The sequence below is a fragment of the Conexibacter sp. SYSU D00693 genome (assembly GCF_017084525.1).
Lineage (GTDB): Bacteria > Actinomycetota > Thermoleophilia > Solirubrobacterales > Solirubrobacteraceae > Baekduia.
The window spans coordinates 525,623-549,338 of the sequence record NZ_CP070950.1 but is presented as its reverse complement, the minus strand read 5'-3'; the positions used below and the strand labels follow the sequence as shown (position 1 = coordinate 549,338).

The window sequence follows — 23,716 nt, the reverse complement described above, 5'->3', positions numbered from 1 at the left end:
GCGCGGCAGGGTAGCTCAGGCGAGCGGCGCGCGGTACCGCATGCTGCCGAGCGCCATGGCGCCCAGGCCGACCGCGTCGGCGGCGACGTCGACGGCCAGGACGAGCGGGCCGCGACGGCGCCCGCCCCGGAAGGACGCGTGACGCCAGGCCGTCCGCGCGTAGGGCGCCGCCGCGAGCGCCGGCCACGGGCGGCGGGTCACCGCGGCGGCCGCGAGGCCCGCCACCGCGAGGTCGAACGCCGCGGTCCGGCGGTTGAGGAAGACGCGGTGCCAGCAGAAGACCTCGCGCATCTCCGGGATGCGTCGCACGATCTCGGGGAAGTAGCGCAGCCGCGCGCGCTCGGCGACGTAGCCGCCCGGCCCGCGTGGGAAGACCGCGTGGCGCACGAGCGGCGCCGGGTCGTAGGCGATCCGCGCCCCCGCGCGCCGCAGCCGCCAGCCCAGCCACACGTCCTCGCCGAGCTCCTTCGAGCGCCCCGGCAGCAGCCAGCCCTCCTCGAAGCCGCCGACCCGGTCGAACCACGCGCGGCGCACGAAGAGGTTGGCGGTCTCGTAGAGGTGGGAGAGCTGCCCCACGCCGACGGTGCGGTCGAACGGGCCCGGCCGGGCGTCGGGGGGCGGCGTGACCTTGCCCTGCACGACGTCGGCGCCCGCGTCGAGCGCGGCGAGGCCGGCGCGCAGCCAGCCCGGCTCGGGCTCGCAGTCGGCGTCGGTGAAGGCCAGCACCTCGCCCGTCGCGCGCGAGACGGCGAGGTTGCGCGCCGCGGCGGGCCCGGAGGCGGTGCCGGGCAACACGTGGGTGACGACGGGCGAGGCCTGCGCCATCGCCCGCGTCGCGTCGCGCGAGCCGTCGTCGACGAGCACGACCTCGAACGGCTCGCCCAGGTCCTGGGCCTCGAGCGCGCGCAGCGTCGCGCCGAGGGTCGCCTGCGCGTCGCGGGCGGGGACGATCACGCTGACGCGCACGGACATCGGCGCGGGACCCTACCCCGTGCTCTACGCTTCCCGGCCGCCATGGGGGAGCCGACGCAGCAAGCCGACCACATGCGCCGCTTCTGGGACGCGCGCGCCAAGGAAGACGCCTTCTACTTCGTCGACAACACCGGCGAGTACCGCAAGCAGACCCCCGAGCGGTTCTTCGCCGAGGGCGAGCGCCAGCTCGACGACCTGCTGCGCCAGACCGAGGTCGAGGTCCGCCCCGACGAGGACGTGGTCGACATCGGCTGCGGCGTCGGGCGCCTCACGCGCGTCCTCGCCGGCCGCGCGAAGTCGGTCCAGGCCATCGACGTCTCCGAGGAGATGCTCGCCCAGGCCCGCGAGCACCACAAGGACCTCACGAACGTCACCTGGCACCACGGCGACGGCACGTCGCTGGGCCCGATCGCCGACCGCAGCGCCGACGGCATCGTCTCCCACGTCGTCTTCCAGCACATCCCGGACCCCGAGATCACCTACGGCTACATCCGCGAGATGGGCCGGGTGCTGCGGCCGGGCGGCTGGGCGGCCTTCCAGGTCTCCAACGACCCCGCCATCCACGAGGGCGCCTACAAGCCGCCGTCGCGGCTGCGCACCGCCCTGGGCCTCGCGCCCAAGGGCCAGCGCGACCCCGCGTGGCGCGGCTCCGCCGTGGACCTCGACCGCCTGCGCCAGGCCGTCGCGGACGGCGGCCTGACGATCGAGCTCCTCCTCGGCGAGGGCACCCAGTTCTGCTACCTGCGGCTGCGCAAGGAGGCCTAGGACCGATGAGCACCACCGCGATGGACGTGCGCGCGGCCGTCGATGCCGTCCCGCTCTGGTACCACACGATCGACCTCCCCGGCGGGGTCACGACGCCCGGCGCGTTCGACCTGCGCGGGCTGATCGACAAGTTCCCGTGGCCCGACGTCCGGGGCAAGCGCTGCCTCGACGTCGGCACCTACGACGGCTTCCTCGCGTGGGAGCTCGAGCGCCGGGGCGCCTCCGAGGTCGTGGCCACCGACATCCCCAACCACGAGGACTGGGACTGGCCCGCCGGCGCGCGCGCCCAGGGCGGCGCCGCGCTGGCCAAGCTCGCGGGCCCGGAGAAGGGCAAGGGCTTCCGCACCGCGCACGAGGCGCTCGGCTCCAAGGTCCAGCGGCGCGAGATCAGCGTCTACCACCTGTCGCCCGAGGAGGTGGGGACCTTCGACGTCGTCGTCTGCGGGAGCCTCATGCTCCACCTGCGCGACCCCGTCCGCGCCCTCGAGGCCATCCGCTCGGTGTGCACCGGCGAGTTCATGAGCCTCGAGGAGATCTCGCTGGGCATGACGCTGCGCCACCCGCGCCGCCCCGTCGCCGAGCTGCGCTTCGACGACGAGCTGTGCCAGTGGTGGGTCGTCAACACCGCCGGGCACCGCCGCATGGTGGAGGCCGCGGGCTTCGAGGTGCTGCGCCAGACCCGGCCCTACGTCGAGCCCTACGGCGAGGCGCACCCCAAGCCGTCCAAGGCGCCGGGCGAGCTCGCGCGCACCGTGACGCGCAAGGTCACGACGGGCGACGACGGCGTGCCGCACGCCGGCCTGCTGGCCCGCCCGCGGCTCCAGGCCCCGCCGGTCCGCGTCTGACGCGCGGCGCCTAGAGGACGAAGCGCCGGTAGCGGACGGCGCTGCGCAGGACGTTGACCGTCGTCGCGCCGTCGTAGAGCACGCCCTGGGCGACCGACCGGGGCGTGATCTGCCACTGCGCCAGGAAGCGCCAGTACGGGATCGTCAGCAGGATCGCGGGCGGGAAGCGCTTGGCGAGCGCCAGGCCGACGACGAAGCCCACGAACTTCGCGTGGCGCTCGTTCATGAAGACCCCGGCGAACAGCAGCTCGCGGCGGACCTCGGGGTAGTCGCGGACCATCTGGGCGATCTGCAGGTGGATGCGCTGGCGGCGCACGTGCCACCAGAAGCCCGGGTAGGTGACGTCGTGGCGCACGACGGCCTCCGGCGCGAACGCGACCTTCCAGCCACGGCGCTTGACGGCGTAGGCGCCGGCGGTGTCCTCCCAGCCGAAGCCGTCCTCGGCGAAGCCCTCGCCCTCGAGGAACGCCGAGCGCCGGAAGAGCACGTTGCAGGTCTCGAAGCGCCCGGAGAACCCGGCGATGTCCTGCGTCGCGGCCCAGCCCTGCGCGGGCGCGTGCTCGGGCAGCGTGGGGCCGCAGACGATGCCCACCCGCGCGTCGTCCGCGAAGGGCCGCAGGCCGGCGGTGAGCCACTGTGGCTCGGGCAGGCAGTCGGAGTCCGTGAACGCGATGACCTCGCCGCGGGCGAGGCGCGCCGCCTCGTTGCGCACGCGACCGACGCTGCCCGGGACCTCCTCGAGGCGGACGGGGACCTTCGCGCTGCGCGCGCGCTCGAGGACCATCTCCTTGGTGCCGTCGGTCGACCCGTTGTCCACCACGAGCACCTCGAAGCTCGGGTGGTCGAGCGCCAGCGCCGCCTCCAGGCACCGCTCCATCTGGTCCTTGCGGTCCTTGACGGGAACCGCGACGGTGACCTCGACCTCCCCCATGGCGGCGGGCATGATGCCAGCCGCCCGGCTGGGATGATCCACGTGTGCGCCGGGTCCGCCTCCTCGTCGAGCGCTTCGGCCAGCGCACGGAGACGTTCATCGCCGCGGAGACCGCCGGGCTGCGCGCGGCCGGCGTCGACGTGGTGGTCGAGGCGCTCGCGTCACCGACCGACCCCGCCCCGGACGTGGCCGTGGCCGAGCACGTCTGGGAGCACGAGACCACCGCGCAGCGCCTGGGCGCGCTGGCCTGGCTCGTGGCCAGGCACCCGCTCGGCTGCGTGCGCGACCTCGCCGCCCGGCGGCGCTGGCGGCGCCAGGAGCAGGTGCAGCCCCTGCGCTGGCTGGCCCCGGCCGCGCGCCGGGTGGCGCGCGACGGCGACGGCATCGTCCTGCACGCGCACTTCGCCTGGTCGGCCGCGCTCGAGGCGCTGCGGCTGCACCGGCTGCTCGGCGTCCCCTACAGCGTCACCGCGCACGCCAACGACATCTACGTCACCCCCGCGAACCTCCACGAGAAGCTCGAGCACGCCGCGCTGGCGACGACCGGCTGCGCCTACACCGCCCGGACGCTGCGCGAGGTGGCCCCGGCGGCGCGGGTCGAGGTCGTCGTCATGGGCATCGACCCGGACGCCCTGCGCCCGCGCGACGCGCCGGCCGACGGCGGGCGGTCCGTCGTCGCCGTCGGGCGCCTCGTGGAGAAGAAGGGCTTCGCCGACCTGCTGCGCGCCGCGGCGCTCCTGGCCGGGCGCGGCCGGCCGCTGGACCGCCTGACGATCGCCGGGGACGGTCCCCTGCGCGACGAGCTCGAGGCGCTCGCCGCCGGCATCCCGGGGGCGAAGCTCGTCGGCGCGATCGACCACGACGACGTCCCCGCCCTCGTGGCCGAGCACGACCTGCTGGCGATGCCGTGCGTCGTCGCGGCCGACGGCGATCGGGACTCCATGCCCGTGGTCGTCAAGGAGGCGTTGGCCCTCGCGGTGCCGGTCGTCGCCACCGACGAGGTGGGGCTGCCGGAGGTCGTGCGGGACGGCTGGGGCCGCCTCGTCCCCCCACACGACCCCGCCGCCCTGGCCGACGCGCTCGACGAGCTGCTCGCGCTGCCCCCGGCCCGACGCCACGCCATGGGACTCGCCGGCCGGACGTTCGTGGCCGAGCACTGCGACGCGCGCCGCGAGGCCGCGCGGCTGGCGGCGCTCCTGCGCGTGGTCGTCGCCTGACCCTCTAGGGTCCGCGCCGCCTTGCGCGTCGACCTGCTGACCCCGTGCTTCTGGCCCGAGGTGCGCCGTGGCACCGAGCGCTTCGTCCACGAGCTGGCCACCGACCTGCTCGAGGACGGCCACCAGCCCCGGATCGTCACCTCGAAGTGGGGCAGGCCCGACCGCCTCGAGCAGGACGGCGTCCCGGTCTGGCGCGTCACCCGGCTGCCCGACGGGCGGCTGCGGCGGCGCAAGTTCGAGGACCACCTCACGCACCTGCCCATGGCCTACCCCCTGCTGCGCGCCGGCGGGGCGGACGTCGTCAACGCCTTCGCCCCGCCCGACGGGGCGGCGGCGGCGCGGTGGTCGAAGGCGACGGGCCGGCCGGCCGTCTTCTCGTTCATGGGCGTGCCCGATCACGCCGGGCTCATGTGGCGGCGCAAGCGCCTCGAGCTCACGCTCGCCGCCGTCGAGGGCTCGGCCGCCACGGTCGCGCTGAGCAAGTACGCGGCCGACGCGTTCTGGACGTGGCTGGGCCACGAGGCCCGCGTGATCGCTCCAGGCGTCGACCTCGACCGCTTCCCGCTCGGCACGACGCGCACGGAGGAGCCGACCGTCGTCTGCTCGGCCGCCCTCGAGGAGGACCGCAAGCGCGTGCGCCTCCTCGTGGAGGCGTGGCCCGCGGTGCGCCGCGAGCGCCCCGGGGCGCGGTTGCTGCTCAACCGGCCGCGCGACCCCGGGGTGGCCCGGCGCTACGCGGGCGACGGCGTCGAGCTCGTCGACATGGACGACTCCGCCGAGCTCGCGCGCATGAGCGGCGAGGCCTGGGCCGCCGCGCTGCCGTCGTTCGGCGAGGCGTTCGGCCTGGTGCTCGTCGAGGCGCTGGCCACCGGCACGCCCGTCGTCGGCTCGGCCGGCGGCGCGTTCCCGGAGATCATCGACCGCCCGGAGGTCGGGCGGCTGTTCGAGGGCGGCGCCGACGACCTGGCCCGCGCCCTGCTCGAGACCTTCGAGCTCGCCGAGGACCCCGGCACCCGCGCGGTGTGCCGTGCCCGGGCCGCGGCGTTCTCGGCGCGGGCCACGACCGACCGCTACGAGGCGCTGTACGCGGAGCTCCTCGCCGCGTGAGCGCCGCCGTCGCCATCGGCGTCGTCTCGTGGAACACGCGCGAGCTCCTGCGCGACTGCCTGACCTCGCTGCGGGCCGACGCCGACGCCGGCCGCGCCGAGGTCTGGGTCGTCGACAACGGCTCGACCGACGGCTCCCCGGCGATGGTCCGCGACGACTTCCCGTGGGTCTCGCTGCTCGAGCGGCCCGACAACCCCGGCTACGGGCCCGCAGTGAACCTCGTCGCCCGCGCGACCTCGACGCCGTTCGTCGCCCCGGCCAACAGCGACCTCGTCTTCGAGCCGGACGCGCTGCGGACCCTGCTCGACGCGGCGCAGCGCACGCCCGACGACGGCGCCTTCGCCCCGCGGCTCGTCCTCCCGGACGGCGCCACGCAGCACTCGGTGCACCCCTTCCCCACCCTCCCGCGCCTGGCCGCGTTCAACCTCGGGCTGCAGCGCGTGGTCCCCGGCCTGGGCGATCGCCTCGGGCTCGAGGGCTACTGGACGCCCGAGCGCGAGCGCCGCGTGGACTGGGCCCACGGCGCGTTCCTCCTCGTGCGCCGTGAGGCGTGGGACGCGATCGACGGCTTCGACGACGACCAGTGGATGTACGCCGAGGACCTCGACCTCGGGTGGCGCCTGGCCCGCGCCGGCTTCCCGACCCGCTACGTGCCCGGCGCCCGGGTCGGGCACATGGTCAGCCAGAGCACGACGCAGGCCTTCGGCGACGCGCGCGTCCAGCGCGCCCAGGACGCCACCTACGCCTGGCTGGCCCGCCGGCGCGGGGCGACGGTCGCGCGCGCGGCGGCGGCGGTCAACGTCGGCGGCGCGGTGACCCGCGTCGCGTGGATGACCCCCCTCGCTCGCGCGCGCCCCCGGCGCTGGGCGGGAGCGCGCGCCGCGAACGCCACGTGGGCGCGGATCCACGCGCGCGGGCTGCGCGACCCCGGGTCGCTGGACCGGCGGTAGACCCCAGGACCCGGTGCTACGTTGCTCGCCGTGGGGGACGCGACCGAGGAGGCTGCGCGCGCCGAGGATCGCGACTACAAGGGCCGCTTCAAGCTGCGCGGGCGCTCGCTGCGCCAGCACGCCGCCCGGGGGACGCTGATCAACAGCGCGTTCCTGCTGCTCATCAGCCTGCTGGGCTTCCTCAAGGGCTTCGCCCTCGCCGGGCTGCTGGACCCCGACGACTACGGCATCTGGGGCATCATCGTCGTCGCCTTCGGCACGCTGACCTGGCTCAAGCAGGTCGGCATCGGCGACAAGTACATCCAGCAGGACGAGGAGGACCAGGAGCTCGCGTTCCAGAAGGCCTTCACGCTCGAGCTGTACTTCACGCTGCTGTTCACGCTGGCGCTCGGCCTGCTCACCCCGCTGCTGGCGCTGCTCTACGGCGAGCCCCGGATCATCGCCCCCGCGCTCGTCACGCTCCTCGTGCTGCCGGCGGGCGCCCTGCAGACGCCGCTGTGGGCCTACTACCGCAAGATGGAGTTCGGCCGCCAGCGGATGCTGCAGTCGGTCGACCCGCTCGTCGGGCTCGTCGCCTCGGTCGTCCTCGCCGCCCTCGGCATGGGCGTCTGGGCGCTGGTCCTCGGTCTCCTGGCCGGCGCCTGGTCCGCGGCGCTGGTGTCCGTCCTCGCCTCCCCGCACAAGCTGCGCCTGCGCTTCGAGCGCGGGTCGCTGCACAGCTACGCGAGCTACTCCTGGCCGCTGTTCATCGCCAGCGGCGGCTCGCTGGTGATCGCCCAGACGTCGATGATCTGCGGCGAGGACGCCGTCGGCCTCGCGGGCGCCGGCGCCATCACGCTCGCCGCACAGGTCACGCAGCTGACCGACAAGGTCGACTCGATCATGACCGGCACGCTCTACCCCGCCATCTGCGCGGTGCGCGACCGCACCGACCTGCTGTTCGAGTCCTTCGTGAAGTCCAACCGGCTCTCCCTGATGTGGGCCATGCCGTTCGGCGTGAGCCTCGCCCTCTTCGCCCCCGACCTCGTCCACCACGTGATCGGCGACAAGTGGGAGGAGGCGATCCCGCTCCTGCAGGTCATGGGCATCACGGCCGCCGTCGCGCACCTCGGCTACAACTGGGACGCGTACTTCCGGGCCCGCGGCGACACGAAGCCGATGGCCGTCGCCTCGGTCGCCGCGATGGTGGCGTTCCTGCTGGTGGGGATCCCCGGCCTCTACCTCGAGGGGCTCGACGGCTTCGCCCTCGGGCTGTGGGCGCAGGCGCTCGTCCACGTGGTGGTCCGCTTCCACTTCCTCGGGCGGCTCTTCGACGGCTTCGACCTCACACCCCACGCGATCCGCGCCGTCACGCCGCTCGTCCCGCCCGTCGCGTGTGTGCTGCTCGTGCGGCTGGTCGAACACGGGGGCGAGCGCAGCGCCACGCAGGCGGCCCTCGAGCTCCTGCTCTACGGCGCCCTGACGGCCGTCTCGACGTGGCTCATCGAGGGCCGCCTGCTGCGCGAGGCCGTGCGCTACCTGCGCCCGGCCGCCGCCGCCTCGTGAACGCCTCGCGGTGACGCCCACCGCCGGGGCGGTCGACTACCCTGCCGCGCGTGTCGAGGGGGGAGCTGGTCGGAGGCATCGCGCTCGTCGCGCTGCCCGCGCTCGCGTCCGCGCTGCTCGCGTGGCGCATCGTCGTGGGTCGCATGGCACACCTGCGCGGCGAGCAGGCGCTGGCGGCGGGCTTCCTCATCGCCTTCACGGCGATCGTCGCCATCCACCTCCTGCCGCTCTTCCTCGGGGCGCTCTCGCAGGCGACGGTCCTCGTGGCGACCGGCGTCGTGGCCGCGGGGGCGCTGGCACTGCGCCCCGTGCGGAGGGCCGCGGACGGCGAGGCCGCGGCGCCGGAGGCGCCCCCGGGCGACCCGGTCGGCTGGGGGCTCGCCCTCCTCGGAGCCGCCGCGATCGCCGTCGGCGCCATCGCGAGCATCCGCTGGGCGCTGCCCAACCAGTTCTTCAACCTCGACGTCGTCGCCGGCAACCTCCCGCAGGCCGCGCGGTGGATCGAGACCGGGAGCCTCTGGCAGCTCGACGAGTACGTCCCCCTGCAGGCGCACGCGTCGTACCCCGGCAGCGGCATGCTGCTCTTCGTCTGGGCGATGCTGCCGCTCGACAACGACGTGCTGGTCCGCGCGGTCGTCGTGCCGGTCTACGCCTGGTGGGGCGTGGCGGCCTACGCGCTGGCCCGGGAGCTCGGCGCCCGCGCCTCGGCCGCCCTCCTGGCGGCCTGCGCCCTGCTGGCCGCGCCGATCGCGGCCGAGGCGACCCTCGAGCACGCCTTCCCCGACGTGCTCCTCTACGCGGCGATGACGACCGGCGGCCTCTTCCTGGTGCGCCACGCGCGGTCGGGGCGCGGCTCGGACCTCGTCCTTGCGGGCCTGGGCATCGGCCTGGGCGTCGCGACCAAGTGGTACGGCGCGACGGCGGCCGTCGTGCTCCTCGTGGTGTGGGCGGGCGCGCGGCTCGTGAGCCGGCGCGACGTGGTCGCGACGCTGCGCGAGGGGACGGTCGTGGCGGGCGTCGCGTTCCTCGCCTGCGGCGCGTGGCTCATCCGCAACCTGGTCGAGATCGGCAACCCGATCTTCCCCGTCAAGGTCGGCCCGATCTTCGACGCCGCGCCCGACGTCGTGCGCGAGCAGGTCGGCTTCTCCGTCGCCCACTACGCCACGGACTTCGACGTCCTGCGCTCCAGCATCGTGCCCGACGTGCTCTCCGCGCTCGGACCGGTGGCGGTCTCGGGCGTCGTCGCCGCCGTCGTCGCCCTCGTGGCCGGGCGGCGCCCGGGACGGCGGCTCGTCCTCGTCGTCGCGCTGGCGGCGCTCGGGCTCGCCGTCGCCTACGCCGTCACGCCGTACACGGCGCTCGGGCGTGAGGGCGCGCCGTTCCTCACGCGCTCCAACGCCCGCTACGCGGTCCCGGCGCTCATCGTGGCCGTCATGCTCGTCGCCTGGCTGGCGGGCCGGCTGCGCACCCGCTTCGCTGCGGAGGCCGTCCTGCTCGGCTGCGTGCTGGCGGCGATCCCGAACGCGTTCGACCCCCTGCGTGCGAAGAGCCTCGTCCTCGCGGCGATGGTCGTGGCGGCGGTGGTCGCCGTCGCGGCGATCCTGCGCTTCGTGGTGCCCGAGGGGCGGCGCACGCTCGCGACCGCCGCCGCAGGGCTCGCCGCCGCGGTCGTGCTCGTCGCCTACCTCGACCGCACGGAGGACCGCTTCAACGCCTTCCGCTACCGCACCTTCGACCCGACGTTCGCGCTCCTGCAGTCCTCGCCCCCGCTCGAGGTCGGCGTCACCGGCACGTGGTCGCTGGACGGCATCGCCCCGGTGTGGCCGGCCTTCGGCGACCGGATGCAGAACGACGTGCGCTACGTCGGCGTCGAGGACGACGGCTGGCTGCGCGAGCTGCGCGACGGGCGGGCGTTCGCCGCGCAGGTGCGCCGGGAGGACCTCGACGTCCTCGTCGTCGGCCTCGGCACGGTGCCGCGCGAGCGGGCGCCGGAGGAGGCCTACGCGCGGCAGGCGGGCCTCGAGGAGGTCACCCGCAGTCGCCGGCTGGCCCTCTACGCCAAGCCGGAGCTCGCCGCCGCGGCCCGGGCGGCCGCCGGCGTCCCGGCAGGCTAGGCGGTCGCGCGGCGCCGGCGCCGGCGCGAGCGCCCCGCCGGCAGCACGGCAGCCATCGCCAGCAGCGCGGTGCCGGTGAAGGCCGGCATCTCCCAGTCCCAGTCGGCCGAGGCGTGGGCGAGCCAGACGACGCTCGCGGCCGCGACGGCTGCCGTCTCGGCGCGGCGCAGTCCCGCGGGGCGGCGCAGTCCGCGGGCCGCGCCGACGCCGACCGCCGCCAGGAACGCGACGAGCAGCGCGAGGCCGACGGCGCCGAGCTCGCCGAGCGTGCCGAGCCAGAGGGAGTGCGGCTCACGCGTGTCCTCCTGGACCTCACGCTCCTGGTACCAGCGCCACTCGAAGCCGCCGGCGCCGTCGCCCCACAGGGGATGGCCCTCGAAGCCCTGCCAGGCCACGCGGTACAGGTCGCTGCGCGTGCCGCGCGAGCTCGTGAGGCGCTCCGTGCCCGAGACGCTGTAGGTCGAGGTGAGCAGGAAGTCGTCCCACTGGCGGTCGACCCAGTCCCCCGCGTCCTCGAGCGCCTTGGCCGACCCGCCCTCGACCTGCGTGCTGGTCATCGCGTAGCCGACGATCCCCGCGAGCAGCACCACGCCCGTGAGCGGCAGCAGCATCCGGCGGCGGAACTCGTCGGCGGCGAGCTGCATGCCCGTCGACTGACGCACCCGCGCGACGACGAGCTGCGCGCTGGCCGCGGCGATGCCCATGAGGAGCAGGAGCGGGGTGAAGCTCTTGCCCTGGCTGAGCTGGCCGGAGCCGGCCGCGGGGTCGTCGACCAGCGCGTCGAGCGCGCTGAGCCGCAGCAGGCAGATCGTGGCGGCGGCGCCGACCAGCGCGCCGGTGATGAGCGCCGAGAAGCGGTACGGCGTGAGCACCACGAGGACGACGCCGCCGACCATGAGCGCGAGCCACGATCCGCGCGACAGCGAGAGGTACATCGCGACCGCCAGCGGGACGGCGACGCCCGCGGCCAGCGCGCGGGCCCAGTCCTTCGCGCGGGGGTCGGCCGCCAGGCCGGCGGCAAGGACCGTCCCGAACGCCGCCATGCCCCCGAAGGTGTTCCAGTAGCCGAAGGGGTGCTCGAGGCGGAAGCCCGCGAGGCGGGTGACGTCGCCGGCGCCCTCGATGAGGTCCGGCCGCAGACGGGCGATGAGCCCGTCCCCCACGACGATGCAGCAGACGACGAGCGCCGCCCACGGCAGCAGCGAGACGTGGCGTCCGGTGCCCGCGGCCATGAGCGCGAGGGCGAAGAGGCCCACGTAGAAGAGCGCGCGCTGGAAGTCGACCGTCGCCTGGTCGGGCATCGGCGACCAGGCCGAGGACAGGCCGATCCACGCGGCGAACGCCGCAAGGGCGCCGAGAGCGACCAGCGCGTGGGTGATGAGCTCGAAGCGCGGCAGGCGCAGGACGAGCAGGACCGCGAGCGCGACGAAGACCGCCACACCGCCCGCGAGGAAGGCCGGCGGGAAGTAGCCGCCGTCGTCGAAGGCCAGCGCGACGAGGACGACGACGAGCACCGCGAGGGCAGCGAACGTCGGCCAGGAGGCCCAGCGGGAACCTCCCTGCCACGGCACCGGGGCACTGTAGCCTCGCCCGCGGGATGCGCGTCGCACCAGGACCCAGAGCAACGACGCTGGTCGCGGCGGTCGCCGCGCTCGGCGCCGCGGGGTACCTCGGGAGCGTGCGCGACGACGAGGTCCGGCTGGCCGATGCGCGCAGCACGCTGCAGTCGGGCGACCTCCAGCAGGCGCGGGACGTCGCGCGCCAGGTGGGCGGGCAGGCCGAGGGCCGTGCGGCCGTCCTCGCCGGCGGGATCTCCGTGGTCCTCGGCGACCTCCCGGGCGCCGAGCGCGACCTGCGCACCGCGATCGAGCGGCGGCCGTCGGACTGGCGCGCCCGGCGCGACCTGGCCACCGTCCTGGCGGTCCGCGGCGACGTCCAGGGGGCGCGCCGGCAGGCGCAGCGGACCCTGCGGCTCAACCCGCGCGCGGTGCTGCCCCCGGCCTTCCAGGTCCGTGTTCTCGGCCGGTGAAGCGGTTGCGCCTGGCGCGGACCCGTGTCTATCCTGGCTCGCACGCGCTTCTGTGGTAGGGCACGACGCGCGGAGTTCTAGGGAGGGACGAACGCTGGTGGGGGGTGAGAGGCATGTCCGACGTCATCGCTGACGACGCTGCAGCGTCGCCCCGCCGCGCCGTGGGCGACGAACCGCCCCGCTACCGCCGTCCGGCCGTCCGGCCGCTCGCGCCCGTGGCGCCGCTGGACACCTCCGGCGGCTTCCTCTTCGGCGCCGACGTCCAGACCCCGCGGCGCGACTCGTGGCGCCGGCGCTCGCTCGCGCTGGCCGACCTGTCGGCGCTCGTGCTCGCGTGGGGGCTCATGTGGCTCGTGGCGCCGCCGCCCGGCGACGTCCTGGACGACCTCGTCCTGCTGCCGGTCCTGCCGCTGTGGATCGTGCTCAACAAGGTCCTCGGGCTCTACGACCGCGACGGCAGCCTCATCCACCGCTCGACGCTCAACGAGCTCCCGCAGATCGTCCACTCGCTCACGCTGGGCACGGCGCTGCTGTACCTGCTGGGACCCATCCTGATCCCGGGCGCCGAGCTGCTGCGCGGGCCGGTCGTCGTCTGGTGGCTCTTCGCCATGGCGCTCACGCCGCTCCTGCGCTCGGCGGCGCGGGCGAGCGTCCGGCGCAGCTTCGAGCCCGAGCACGTCCTCATCATCGGCGCGGGCCATGTCGCCTCCGTCGTGGCGGAGAAGATCGGCCAGCACCCCGAGTACGGCGCCCGCCTCGTCGGCTACCTCGACGTCCCGCACGCCGACGAGGGCCCGACCGTGGGCGAGCTGGACCGCCTGGGCGACGTCGCCGACTTCGAGCAGGTCTGCCGCGAGCACGACGTCGAGCGCGTCGTCATCGCGTTCTCGAACCTCGAGCACGAGGCGCTGCTGGACCTCATCCGCATGGGCAAGCGCCTGCGGCTGAAGATCAGCGTCGTCCCGCGGCTCTTCGAGGTCATCGGCCACGGCGTGGCGATCGACCAGATCGAGGGCATGACGCTGCTCGGCCTCAAGAGCCTGCAGCTGTCGCGTTCGACGCTGATGCTCAAGCGCGCGATGGACGTCGCGGGTGCGGGCATCGGGATCCTCCTGCTCTCCCCCCTCCTCATCGCCGTCTCGATCGCCGTGAAGGTCGACTCGCGCGGTCCGATCTTCTTCGGCCAGCGGCGGATCGGCCGGCGCGACCGCGAGTTCCGGATGTGGAAGTTCCGCTCGATGGTCGACGGCGCCGAGGACCTCAAGGCCGACCTCGCCCACCTCAACGAGATGGGCGACGGGCCGATGTTCAAGATCGCCGAGGACCCGCGGGTCACGCGCGTCGGCCGGTTCCTGCGGCGCACGAGCATCGACGAGCTCCCGCAGCTCTTCAACGTCCTGCGCGGGGACATGAGCCTCGTCGGGCCGCGGCCGCTCATCCCGGTCGAGGATGACCACGTCATCGGCTGGCACCGCGCGCGTCTGGACCTGACTCCGGGGCTCACCGGCCCGTGGCAGGTCCTCGGTCGCAACCGCATCCCGTTCCACGAGATGGTCAAGCTCGACTACCTCTACGTGGCCGAGTGGTCACTGTGGAACGACGTGAAGCTCATCCTCCGCACCCTGCCCGTGATGGTCGGGCGCCGCGGGGCCTGAGCCGCGCCGACGCACCGGTAGGAGGTTGCGCCCCGTCGGCGCCCACCCCCATACTGGGGATGCGCCGTGTGGGATGGCGCCCTCGCGCATGACCGACGCCTCCACGCTCTCCGAAGCCCTGGCCGCCTACGCGGCGGCGCTGCGCCACCCGTCACCCATGCCGACGGCGGCACGGGCGGTCCGCGAAGCGCACGGCGACCCCGCCACGGCGCTCGCGAAGGTCCGCCACGACGTGCTGCCGGGGGCCGCGAAGCGCTTCGGCGCGGGCGGCGGCGTGCTGAGCCGGCGCCGCACGTGCCACGACGTCCCGACCGTCCTGCTCGCGCGGCTCGAGGGCCGCCTTCCCGCGGGCGACCACGAGAAGCTGGCTCGCCACCTCGAGCAGTGCGCGAACTGCCGCGAGCTCGAGGCGACGGTGACCGCCGCCGAGGCCGAGCTCGCCGCCCGGGTGCCGGAGCTCGCCGTGGCGGCGCCGGCCGCGGAGCCTGCGTCTGCTCCGGTCGTCGCCGCGCCGGTGGTCGACGAGCCCGTGGTCGCAGAGCCCGAGCTCGTCACGGTCCACGAGGAGCCGGAGCACGTGGAGCCCGAGCCCGTCGCCGCCGAGCCGGAGCCCGTCGCCGTCGAGCCCGAGCCCGTCGCCCTGGAGCCCGAGCCGGAGACCGTCGCCGCCGAGCCGGAGACCGTCGAGCCCGAGCCCGAGCCCGAGCCCGTCGCCGCCGAGCCCGAGCCCGAGCCCGTCGCCGTGGAGCCCGAGCCCGAGCCCGTCACCGTCGAACCGGAGCCCGAGCCGATCCAGCCCGGGCCGGAACTCGTCGAACCCGTCGCCGCCGCGCCCGCGCCCGAACCGGTCGCCGTCGAGCCGGAGCCGGTCGCCGTCGAGCCCGAGCCCGAACCCCTCATCGCGGAGCCCGCGCCCGAACCCGTCCCTGCCGAGCCCGAGCCCGAGCCGATCGCGGTTGCGGCCGCCGCGGCGCCCGTCACCGAGCAGCCCACCGAGGCATGGCTGCCCGCCGACCTCATCACCGCCCCGCAGGCCGAGCCGACCCCCTGGGCCCGCGCCGGCGTCGCCGCCGCGGCGGTCGCCGGGCCGAGCGTGGCGCCCAGCGCCTGGGTCCCGCAGGACCTGCGCGAGGAGGTGCCCGCGGTCGAGACGCACGGCGGCACGGCCTGGACGCCCGACGACGTCGACTTCTCCGGCGCCGCCGCCATCGAGCCCGCCGCCCCCGCGTCGACCTGGGCGACGGCCGCCGAGGCCGCAGAGCCCGCCGCCACCGGCGCGGTCGCCCGCCGCACGAAGCCGCGCGTGCCGCGCAAGGTCGCCGCCGCCACGCCGATCGTCGTCCTCGCCGTCGGCGCCCTCACCGCGATGACGCTCGCCGCCAACGAGGACCCCCAGGTCCAGGCCCAGGCGACGCAGCCCCAGGGCGGGCTGACCGACGCGGCGGTGCTCACCACGCCCCCCGAGGAGCCGGCGGCGGTCGAGTCGCGGTCGTCGAGCTTGTCCTCCAGCGCGAGCACTCGCAGCCGCGCCGCGGAGCGCCGCCGCGCCGCGGCACGCCGCCGGGCCGCCGCTCGCCGCCGCGCCGCGGCTCGTCGCCGCGCCGCCGCGCGCACCGCACCGTCGACCCCGGCCGCGGCCTCGCCGGTCGTCACGCCGACACCCGCGCCGGCCGCACCGCAGCCCGCGACCCCCAGCCCGCGTTCGAACCCGCAGCCGCGGCAGTCCAACCCGCAGCCTCGCCAGTCCAACCCGCGGCCCACCACGCCGCGGCCGTCGAACCCCACGCCTTCTCCCTCGCCGACCTCCTCGCCGGAGCCGGCGAACCCCCAGCCCACCGGTCCGGCGGAGGAGCCGGGCCGCGAGCCCAACGGATGATCTTCGCCATGCCGCACCGTCTCACCGGCCCTCGGCCGGGTCGTCGTCCTGTCCTCGTCGCCGCCACCGGCATCGTCCTGGCCGCCGGGTGCCTGCTGCCCGCGGGCGCGAGCTCCACCTCGCTGCCGGAGCGCACGCTGCGCGTGTCCACCGCGGCCGGCGGCGGCGACGCCGCGGGTGCCTCGCAGAACCCGGTGGTCAGCGTCGACGGGCGCTTCGCCGCGTTCGAGTCCACGGCCCCCGGGCTCGCCGACGGTGACACCAACGGCGACGTCAGCGACATCGTCGCGGTCGACCTCACCACGAAGGCGCGCCGCCTCGTCTCCGAGAACGGCGACGGCCCGTCGCTGACGCCCAGCATCTCGGGGGATGGCCGCGTGGTCGCGTTCACGTCCTACGCGACGAACTTCGCGGGCGGCGGCGACACCAACGGCCAGCCCGACGTCTTCGTGCGCGACGGCCGTGGCGCGATCGTCCGTGCCAGCACGGCGTTCGACGGCGGCCTGGCCAACGGCCCGAGCTACCAGCCCGACATCTCCTCCGACGGCCGGTGGGTGGTCTTCACGTCGGAGGCGTCGAACATCGTCCAGGGGGACTCGAACGGCAAGGCCGACGTCTTCGCCCGGAACCTCACGACGAACCGCACGCTGCTGGTCAGCACGGGCAAGGCGGCCTCCAACAGCCGCTCCAGCCAGCCGGCCGTGTCGCGCGACGGGCGCTACGTCGTCTTCGAGTCGGCGGCGACGAACCTGGTCGACAAGGACTCCAACGGCGTCTCCGACGTCTTCATCCGCGACCAGGTGGCCGAGCGGACCGAGCGCGTGTCGGTCGCGACGGACGGCACCCAGCAGGACAAGGCGGTGTCCCCGCCGTTCACGATGGCGCCCGACCTCAGCGCCGACGGCCGCTACGTCGTCTTCGAGTCCGACGCGACGAAGCTCACCACGCAGGATGCGAACAAGCGGACCGACATCTTCCTGCGTGACGTCAGGGCGAAGACCACGCGGCTGGTGAGCGCGAGCTCGGTGAACGTCCAGGGCAACAACGACTCCTTCAACCCGCGCATCTCCGCCAACGGCCAGTTCCTGACGTTCCAGTCGTTCGCCTCGAACTTCGTCCCGCCCGACGAGGACGGCGTCGGCGAGGACGTGTTCGTGCGCGACCTGCGAGGCGGTGCCACGAGCGTCGCGTCCATCACGTCCACCGGCGGGCTGCCCACGGGCGGCCCCGAGGGCCAGTTCCTCCAGCGGCCCGCGATCTCGAACGACGGCAGGGTCGCCGTCTTCGCCGCGACGTCCTCGAACCTCGTGCCCGGCGACACGAACAACGCGGCCGACGTCTTCGTGCGCCGGATGGACGCTCCCGCGACCAAGCTCGAACGACGTCCGACGTCCAAGCGGTTGTCGTTCACGGTCTCGGCGGATGACCCGAAGGCCGACCTGTTCCTCTGCAAGCTCGACAGCCAGCCGGCCTTCTACTGCAAGCCGACGACCTCCATCCGCGCCGTCTACGGCAAGCGCCTCACCGTGCGCGCCACCGGCGCGGGCATGCTCGTCGACCCCGAGGGCGTGGACATCGCCCCGCGCAAGGACGCCCGCAGGCCGACCATCCGGGTGACCCAGCCGCGTGGTCGCTCCCTGCGCGTCGTCCGCGGCCGGGCCGCAGACCGAGGGTCGGGGCTCGCGCGCGTCGAGGTCAGCGTCGTCTACTTCTCGCTCAAGGGCTGCCAGCTCTTCACCGGTCGCCGGTTCGAGACGACGAACTGCCTCCGCCAGAGCTTCGTCGCTGCAAAGGGCCTGCGCCGCTGGACGTTGCGCCTGCCGCGGAGCATCAAGGGGCCCATCGTCATCAAGGCCCGCTCGGTCGATCGCGCCGGGAACCGGAGCACGACCGTGCAGCGCGCCGTCGTCCTCGCCTGACCCGCCGCCCTTCCAGCTAGGGTGGCGCGTCGATGGCGGGAGACGAACGCGCCGGGGTGACCCCCGCGGGCATTCGCGAGGGGCGGCCGGAGACGTTGCGCGCCCTCGTGGCGCTGCGCGGCGCGGCCGTCCTCGGCTTCTGCGAGGCGATCCTCGCGCCGGAGGCCGCCGCCCGCGCGACGGCCGAGGCGTTCGCCCGCTTCCGCGCACTCGTCGTCGACGTCCCCGACCTCGGCGGCGCCGACCCGGACGCGCTGCTGCTCGGCGCGACGCGCCACGCGGCGGCGTCGCTCGTGCCGCCCGGTCCGGACGGCCGCTGCGCCGCCACCGCCGGCCTGCTCGCCGCCCGGTCGGCCGGGACGCTCTCGGCCGGCGAGTCCCAGCAGCTCGACGTGCACCTCGCGCAGTGCGACACGTGCGCGGCGCTGGCCGAGGCGTTCATCGCCGCCGAGGCCGCGTACCGCAGCGCGTCGCGCCAGCGCATCCACGAGCCGACCTTCCGGATGGCGCTGACGGCGATGGCCGCCGCCGCGCCCGTCGCCGGCGACCCCCTGGACGGGCTGGAGGACGAGCCCGCGGAGGCACAGGACCTCGACGCGCTGCTCGAGCCGGCGCCGCTGGACCCCGAGCCGCCCGCGCCGCCCGAGGAGCGCCAGGACCTCCCGCCGCTGGAGCCCGAGCTCGAGCCGGCGCCGCCCGAGGTCGAACCCGCACCGCTCGACGAGCCCGAGCCCGAACCCGAGCCGGAACCCGAGCCCGAGCCGCTCGACCCGCCGGACCCCGAGGCCGACGAACCGGAGACCGAGGCCGCCCCGGAGACCGACGTCGAGCCGGTCGCCGGGACGGAGCCCGAGGACGACGAACCGGGGACGGACGACCCCCGCTACAACGACGACGCCCCACCCGACGGGCCGCTCGACGACGACGCCCTCCAGGACACCGCGGTCTTCCCGGCCGTCGAGCACGACCCCGCCTTCGACGACCTCGAGCCCCTCCACGACGAGCCAGCGGGACGCCTGCCGTGGGAGGAGGCCGACGAGCCGCCCGAGCACCGCGGCGCCGAGGACGCCGCACCGCTGGGCAGCGTCCTGTCCCGCGGCCGCGAGGCCCGCCGCACGCGACGCCGAGAGGCGCGCGAGCGTCGCCCGCCGCTCACCCCCGAGGAGCGGCGCCGCCGCCTCGCCACGATCCTCCCCGCCGTCGTCGTCCTCGGCGGCCTCGTCGCGACCCTCGCGTTCTCCGGCCTGTTCGGGGGCGACGAGGCCGAGCCCGTCCAGGCCACCCGCAGCACGCCGGCCGTCCGCATCGAGGAGCCGGTCACCACGCCGCTGCCGGTCGAGGTGCCCGAGCCGCCGCCGACACCCACCGCCCCGGACGGCACCACGACGGCCCCCGGCGCGGCCACCACACCGGGCGCGGGCACGACGACGCCCGGCACCACGACGCCGGCCGACGGGGCGACCACCCCCGAGGACGACGCGACGACCGGCGACGGGACGGCGACCGGCACCGGCGGAGCCGGCACCGAGGCTCCGGCGCCCTAGGCCCGGGGTAGCCTGGCTCCATGGGCGCGCCCGCCTCCCTCGAAGACCAGGTCCTCGAGGTCGGGCGCGACCTCGCCGCCGCCCTGCCGTCCGCCGCGCGCCGTCCGCTGCGGGCCCTCGACGACCGCGCGATGGACCTGGCCACGCAGGACGCCGAGCTGCGGGCCGCGCTGTTCCGCTTCGTCGACGTCGTCCCCGCCTGCCGTGGCGTCGACGACCTCGCCCGCCACCTGACGAGCTTCCTCGGCGAGGTCGGCGACCACCCGCCGCCGATCGCGGCGGCGATGCGCGTCTCGGGGACGAAGGCCGGCCGCGCCGCCCTGGGGACCGCCGCGGCGGCGGGCGTGCGCCACATGGCCCATCGCTTCATCGTCGGCGAGACCCCCGAGCGCGCCGCGAAGGTCATCACCGGGCTCTGGGACCGGGGGATCGCCACGTCCGTCGACCTCCTGGGCGAGGCGACCGTCACCCGCGCCGAGGCCGACGCCTACGCCGCGCGCTGCGCCGCCGCCCTCGATGCGCTGCACCGCGTCCACGCGCCGCTGCCGGCGCGGTCCGCGCTCGAGCAGGACGGGCTGGGGCCCATCGCCCGGGTGAACCTCTCGGTGAAGGTCAGCGCCCTCACCCCCCTGCTCAAGCCCGAGGCGCCCGAGCTGGGCAAGCGCGACGCCGCCACCCGGCTGCGCGACCTGCTGCGCCGCGCGCGCGACCAGGGCGCCCACCTCCACGTCGACATGGAGTCGCTGGACTCCCGTGAGGCGGTGACCGACCTCGTCCTCGAGCTCCTCGCCGAGCCGGAGTTCGCCGAAGGCCCGAGCGCCGGCGTGGTCCTGCAGGCCTACCTGCGCGACTCGCCCGACCTCGCGCGCCGCCTCGTCCGCTTCGCCGGCGAGACCCAGCGCGCCCACCCCCTGCTCGTGAGGCTCGTGAAGGGGGCCTACTGGGACCACGAGGTCGTCGAGGCCCGCCAGCACGGCTGGTCCGAGCCGGTGTTCACCGTCAAGGCGCAGTCCGACGCGAACTTCGAGGCGCTCACCCGCCTGCTCCTCGAGGCCCGTGCCGCCGGCACGCCGCTGCGGCCCGCCATCGCCTCGCACAACCTGCGCTCCGTCGCCCACGCCGTCGCGTGCTCGCGCGCCCTCGGGCTCGACGACCAGGACCTCGAGCTCCAGGTGCTGCGCGGCCTGGGCGACGACCTGCAGGACGCATTGGCCACCCGCGGCCTGCGGGTGCGGACGTACTGCCCCGTCGGCGACCTCGTCGCCGGCATGGCCTACCTCGTGCGCCGGCTGCTGGAGGGCACGAGCAACGAGTCGTTCCTGCACGAGCGCGCCAGCGGCGTCCCGCTCGACGAGCTCCTGGCGCCGCCGGCATGACGGCGTTCGTCAACGAGCCGACCCTCGAGCTGCGCCGGGCCGCCGAGCGCGAGCGCCTGACGCAGGCGCTCGCCGAGCTCGACGCCGACCTGCCGCTGCGCTTCGCGGTGCGCATCGGCGGGGACCGGCGCGACGGCGACGACCTCGTGTCGACCGACCCCGCGCGACCGGACCGCCTCGTCGCCGTCGGCCCGGCCGCCACCGAGGAGGAGGCGCGGGTGGCGGTCCGCGTCGCCGCGGCCGCGGCACCCGCCTGGTCGCGCACGCCCGTCGCCGAGCGCGCCGCCGCCCTGCAGCGCGCCGCGGCCTGGCTGCGCGAGCGCCGGCCGCGCCTCGCGGCGCTGTGCGTCCGCGAGACCGCCAAGCCCTGGCCCGAGGCGGACGCCGACGTCTGCGAGGCCATCGACTTCCTCGAGTTCTACGCCCGCGAGGCCGTCGCCCTCGACGCGGGACCGGCGCTCCTCCAGGTCCCGGGCGAGCGCAACGCGCTGCGCTACGTCGCTCGCGGCGTGGTGGCGGTCGTCGCGCCCTGGAACTTCCCCATCGCGATCCCGATGGGCATGGTCGCCGCGGCGCTGGCCACCGGCAACGCCGTCGTCCTCAAGCCCGCCGAGCAGTCGCCCGGCTGCGGCGCGGTCGTCGTCGACGCGCTGCGGGCGGCCGGCGTGCCCGACGACGTCCTCGCCCTCGTGCCCGGAGACGGGGCGATCGGCGCCGCGCTGGTCGGCGACCCCGGCGTCCACGCCGTCGCCTTCACCGGCAGCAGCGCCGTCGGGCTGGAGATCCTGCGGACCGCCGCGACCGTCGCGGCCGGCCAGCGGCACCTCAAGCACTGCGTGATCGAGATGGGCGGCAAGAACTGCGTCATCGTCGACAGCGACGCGGACCTCGACGACGCCGTGCCGGGCATCGTGCGCTCCGCCTTCCCCTACGCGGGGCAGAAGTGCTCGGCCGCCGGGCGGGTGCTCGTCCACGAGGCGGTCCACGACGCGCTGCTCGAGCGGCTCGCCGGGGCGGTCGAGGTCCTCCAGGTCGGGCCGGCCGACGCGTTCGGCACCGACGTCCCGCCGGTGGTGGAGCGCGAGGCGCGGGAGCGCCTCGAGCGGCTCGTGGCCGAAGCGGGCGCCGCCGGGCGGATCTCCGCACGCCACGCCGCCGTGCCGGACGACGGCCACTACGTCGCCCCCACCCTCCTGTCCGACCTCCCGGCCGACGCGGCGATCCTCCACGAGGAGGTCTTCGGGCCGGTCCTCACCGTCGAGCCGGTCGCCGGCGTCGAGGAGGCGTGCGATCGCGTCGACGCGCTGCCCTTCGCGCTCACGGGCGGGCTCTTCTCGCGCGATCCCCGGACGGTCGCCCGGGTGGTCGAGCGCTCGCCCGTCGGCAACCTCTACGTCAACCGGCCGATCACCGGCGCCATGGTCGGCCGGCAGCCCTTCGGCGGCAACCGGCTCTCGGGGACCGGCACGAAAGCGGGTGGACCGGACTACCTGCGACACTTCGTCGAGCCTCGGGTCGTCACCGAGAGCACGATCCGCCACGGGCTGGTCGTCCCCGGTGCCTGACGTGGTCTCTGGCGTCCAGCCGGAACTTGGGGTACTGTCCTCTCGTGTAGGGACGCAGGTCAGACGCGGGGTCTGGCCGCAGGGGAACGGTTCCAAGGGGGGCGTCTGTGAGGACGAAGGCGATGTTCGGGCTCGCGGTGGTCGTGGCCACCGTGCTCGGGGTGCTCAGCGCGGCGTTCGCGCAGGGCCCCGCTGACGACGTCTATCCCGGTGGGACGACCACCATCACGAACACCGTGACCACGACGGTGACGAACACCGTCACCAACGGCCTCACGCAGAACCAGCAGGTCGCGGGGCAGCAGACCACCTCGACCGCCCCCTCCCGCAACGACGACGGAGACATCGCGCCCGACTCCGACGAGGGCGACGACGACGGCATCGGCCCCGACGAGGGCGGCATCGCCGGCGACCAGGAGTCCGGCGGCGCGAACCCCGCGTCTCCCATCGTCGTCAACACCCGTCCCGGCGCGGCCGGTGGCGCCCCGGGCTGCCGGACCTACGCGATCATCCACCTCGGCGGCGGCGAGCCTCGCATCGACGAGGAGGTCGAGGAGGCACTCGGCGAGCCGATCTACGTCGCGGCGATCAACGAGCCCATCGACGTCGAGGGCCTGGCCGCCGCAGCGAAGGGCACGCGCTTCGCCGACCTCAAGGCGTCTGACACGGCGCTGCTCAAGGCGCTGGCCAAGGAGCTCGGCGGTCAGGCCGTCACGCCCGGCGCCCTGATCCGCGCCGAGCGCGACACCCTCTTCGACGAGTTCGAGGGCGAGCTCGGGCTCCCGTCGATGATCGTCTTCACCCACGACGAGGACGCCGAGACCGACCTCTCCGACGACGAGGACCGGCTGCGCGACCGCTTCGTGCGCAGCTTCGTCGTCGGGGTCCGCGACGAGCTCGTCCCGGCCGTCGACGGCACGGAGCGCAAGGTCCCCACGGCCGGCGTCGAGCTCAGCACGACCGAGCCGACGTGGCTGCCGTACTTCACGAAGCTCAACATCGCGACGGTCGACGACATCGACAAGCGTGAGGGCAAGTTCTCGCTCTACGCGGTCCACAACGGCGCGGTCGTCGCCGACTACGGCCGCAAGGACACGGCGGACCAGCCCACGCCGACCCGCAGCACGGTCGCCCCGGTCCGCTGCCGCACCGCCGGCGTCGCGACGAACCCGGCGAGCGCCGACTCGGGCATGGGCCCGGGCACCGGCCTCATCCTCGCGCTGCTGGCGCTCACCGCCGGCTGGGCGCTCGGCCTCGCCGGCCGGCGCCGCGTGCGGGCGCGCATCGCCCGCGCCCGCGGCTAGCG

General features: G+C 75.4%; 18 protein-coding genes. 15 read left to right on the top strand and 3 right to left on the bottom strand.

Translation table 11 applies throughout. From position 1 onward, the window contains the following. Positions 1-15: 15 nt before the first annotated feature. Complete coding sequence (locus JUB12_RS02795) at positions 16-972, bottom strand: glycosyltransferase family 2 protein (protein WP_205698094.1); 957 nt, start codon at positions 970-972, stop codon at positions 16-18. Positions 973-1,014: 42 nt separating this feature from the next. Here JUB12_RS02795 and JUB12_RS02790 point away from each other — a divergent pair, with 42 nt between their 5' ends. Both JUB12_RS02790 and JUB12_RS02785 read left to right on the top strand, forming a co-directional pair. After that, positions 1,015-1,737 (top strand): class I SAM-dependent methyltransferase, encoded by a 723-nt coding sequence (locus JUB12_RS02790; RefSeq protein ID WP_205698093.1) that lies wholly within the window; start codon positions 1,015-1,017, stop codon positions 1,735-1,737. A gap of 5 nt (positions 1,738-1,742) precedes the next feature. Next, entirely contained in the window at positions 1,743-2,582 is an 840-nt protein-coding gene (locus JUB12_RS02785) for a bifunctional 2-polyprenyl-6-hydroxyphenol methylase/3-demethylubiquinol 3-O-methyltransferase UbiG (protein WP_205698092.1), read from the top strand. A 10-nt stretch (positions 2,583-2,592) separates the two neighbouring features. Here JUB12_RS02785 and JUB12_RS02780 read toward each other — a convergent pair whose 3' ends face one another. After that, entirely contained in the window at positions 2,593-3,513 is a 921-nt protein-coding gene (locus JUB12_RS02780) for a glycosyltransferase family 2 protein (RefSeq protein ID WP_205698091.1), read from the bottom strand. Between the two features lie 44 nt (positions 3,514-3,557). Here JUB12_RS02780 and JUB12_RS02775 point away from each other — a divergent pair, with 44 nt between their 5' ends. The 5 genes from JUB12_RS02775 to JUB12_RS02755 are packed head-to-tail and all read left to right on the top strand — an operon-like array spanning position 3,558 to position 10,446. Further along, on the top strand, positions 3,558-4,730 hold the full coding sequence (locus JUB12_RS02775; RefSeq protein ID WP_205698090.1) for a glycosyltransferase: 1,173 nt from the start codon (positions 3,558-3,560) through the stop codon (positions 4,728-4,730). A gap of 21 nt (positions 4,731-4,751) precedes the next feature. Beyond that, entirely contained in the window at positions 4,752-5,837 is a 1,086-nt protein-coding gene (locus tag JUB12_RS02770; protein ID WP_205698089.1) for a glycosyltransferase family 4 protein, read from the top strand. Further along, the gene (locus tag JUB12_RS02765) at positions 5,834-6,787 is read left to right on the top strand and encodes a glycosyltransferase family 2 protein (RefSeq protein ID WP_205698088.1); all 954 of its coding nucleotides are present in this window, start codon (positions 5,834-5,836) and stop codon (positions 6,785-6,787) included. The genes JUB12_RS02770 and JUB12_RS02765 overlap by 4 nt, the downstream gene beginning before the upstream one ends. A 30-nt stretch (positions 6,788-6,817) precedes the next feature. Continuing rightward, a complete protein-coding gene (locus tag JUB12_RS02760) occupies positions 6,818-8,332 on the top strand; it encodes an oligosaccharide flippase family protein (protein ID WP_205698087.1) in 1,515 nt (504 codons plus the stop codon). A gap of 50 nt (positions 8,333-8,382) precedes the next feature. Then, on the top strand, positions 8,383-10,446 hold the full coding sequence (locus JUB12_RS02755; RefSeq protein ID WP_205698086.1) for a glycosyltransferase family 39 protein: 2,064 nt from the start codon (positions 8,383-8,385) through the stop codon (positions 10,444-10,446). On the opposite strand, the gene JUB12_RS02750 is transcribed toward JUB12_RS02755, so the two are convergent. Further along, a complete protein-coding gene (locus JUB12_RS02750; protein ID WP_205698085.1) occupies positions 10,443-12,017 on the bottom strand; it encodes an O-antigen ligase family protein in 1,575 nt (524 codons plus the stop codon). The two genes, JUB12_RS02755 and JUB12_RS02750, sit on opposite strands and share 4 nt — an antisense overlap. Positions 12,018-12,043: 26 nt before the next feature. On the opposite strand from JUB12_RS02750, the gene JUB12_RS02745 reads away from it, so the two are divergent. From JUB12_RS02745 to JUB12_RS02710, 8 genes are all read left to right on the top strand, one after another. Then, the gene (locus JUB12_RS02745) at positions 12,044-12,475 is read left to right on the top strand and encodes a M48 family metallopeptidase (RefSeq protein WP_205698084.1); all 432 of its coding nucleotides are present in this window, start codon (positions 12,044-12,046) and stop codon (positions 12,473-12,475) included. 113 nt (positions 12,476-12,588) lie between these two features. Beyond that, positions 12,589-14,130 carry a sugar transferase gene (locus JUB12_RS02740; RefSeq protein WP_205698083.1) on the top strand — a complete coding sequence of 514 codons (1,542 nt, stop codon included), beginning with the start codon at positions 12,589-12,591 and terminating at the stop codon, positions 14,128-14,130. 88 nt (positions 14,131-14,218) lie between these two features. Continuing rightward, positions 14,219-16,006: a zf-HC2 domain-containing protein gene (locus JUB12_RS02735; RefSeq protein ID WP_205698082.1), complete on the top strand. Its 1,788-nt coding sequence runs from the start codon at positions 14,219-14,221 to the stop codon at positions 16,004-16,006. Between the two features lie 8 nt (positions 16,007-16,014). Continuing rightward, positions 16,015-17,925: a PD40 domain-containing protein gene (locus JUB12_RS02730; protein ID WP_205698081.1), complete on the top strand. Its 1,911-nt coding sequence runs from the start codon at positions 16,015-16,017 to the stop codon at positions 17,923-17,925. 32 nt (positions 17,926-17,957) lie between these two features. Next, positions 17,958-19,469 carry a hypothetical protein gene (locus JUB12_RS02725; protein ID WP_205698080.1) on the top strand — a complete coding sequence of 504 codons (1,512 nt, stop codon included), beginning with the start codon at positions 17,958-17,960 and terminating at the stop codon, positions 19,467-19,469. Positions 19,470-19,489: 20 nt separating this feature from the next. After that, positions 19,490-20,845: a proline dehydrogenase family protein gene (locus JUB12_RS02720; RefSeq protein ID WP_205698079.1), complete on the top strand. Its 1,356-nt coding sequence runs from the start codon at positions 19,490-19,492 to the stop codon at positions 20,843-20,845. Then, on the top strand, positions 20,842-22,410 hold the full coding sequence (locus JUB12_RS02715; protein ID WP_205698078.1) for an aldehyde dehydrogenase family protein: 1,569 nt from the start codon (positions 20,842-20,844) through the stop codon (positions 22,408-22,410). Before JUB12_RS02720 ends, JUB12_RS02715 begins: the two co-directional genes overlap by 4 nt. 122 nt (positions 22,411-22,532) lie before the next feature. Next, positions 22,533-23,714 (top strand): hypothetical protein, encoded by a 1,182-nt coding sequence (locus JUB12_RS02710; RefSeq protein ID WP_205698077.1) that lies wholly within the window; start codon positions 22,533-22,535, stop codon positions 23,712-23,714. Positions 23,715-23,716: the final 2 nt, after the last annotated feature.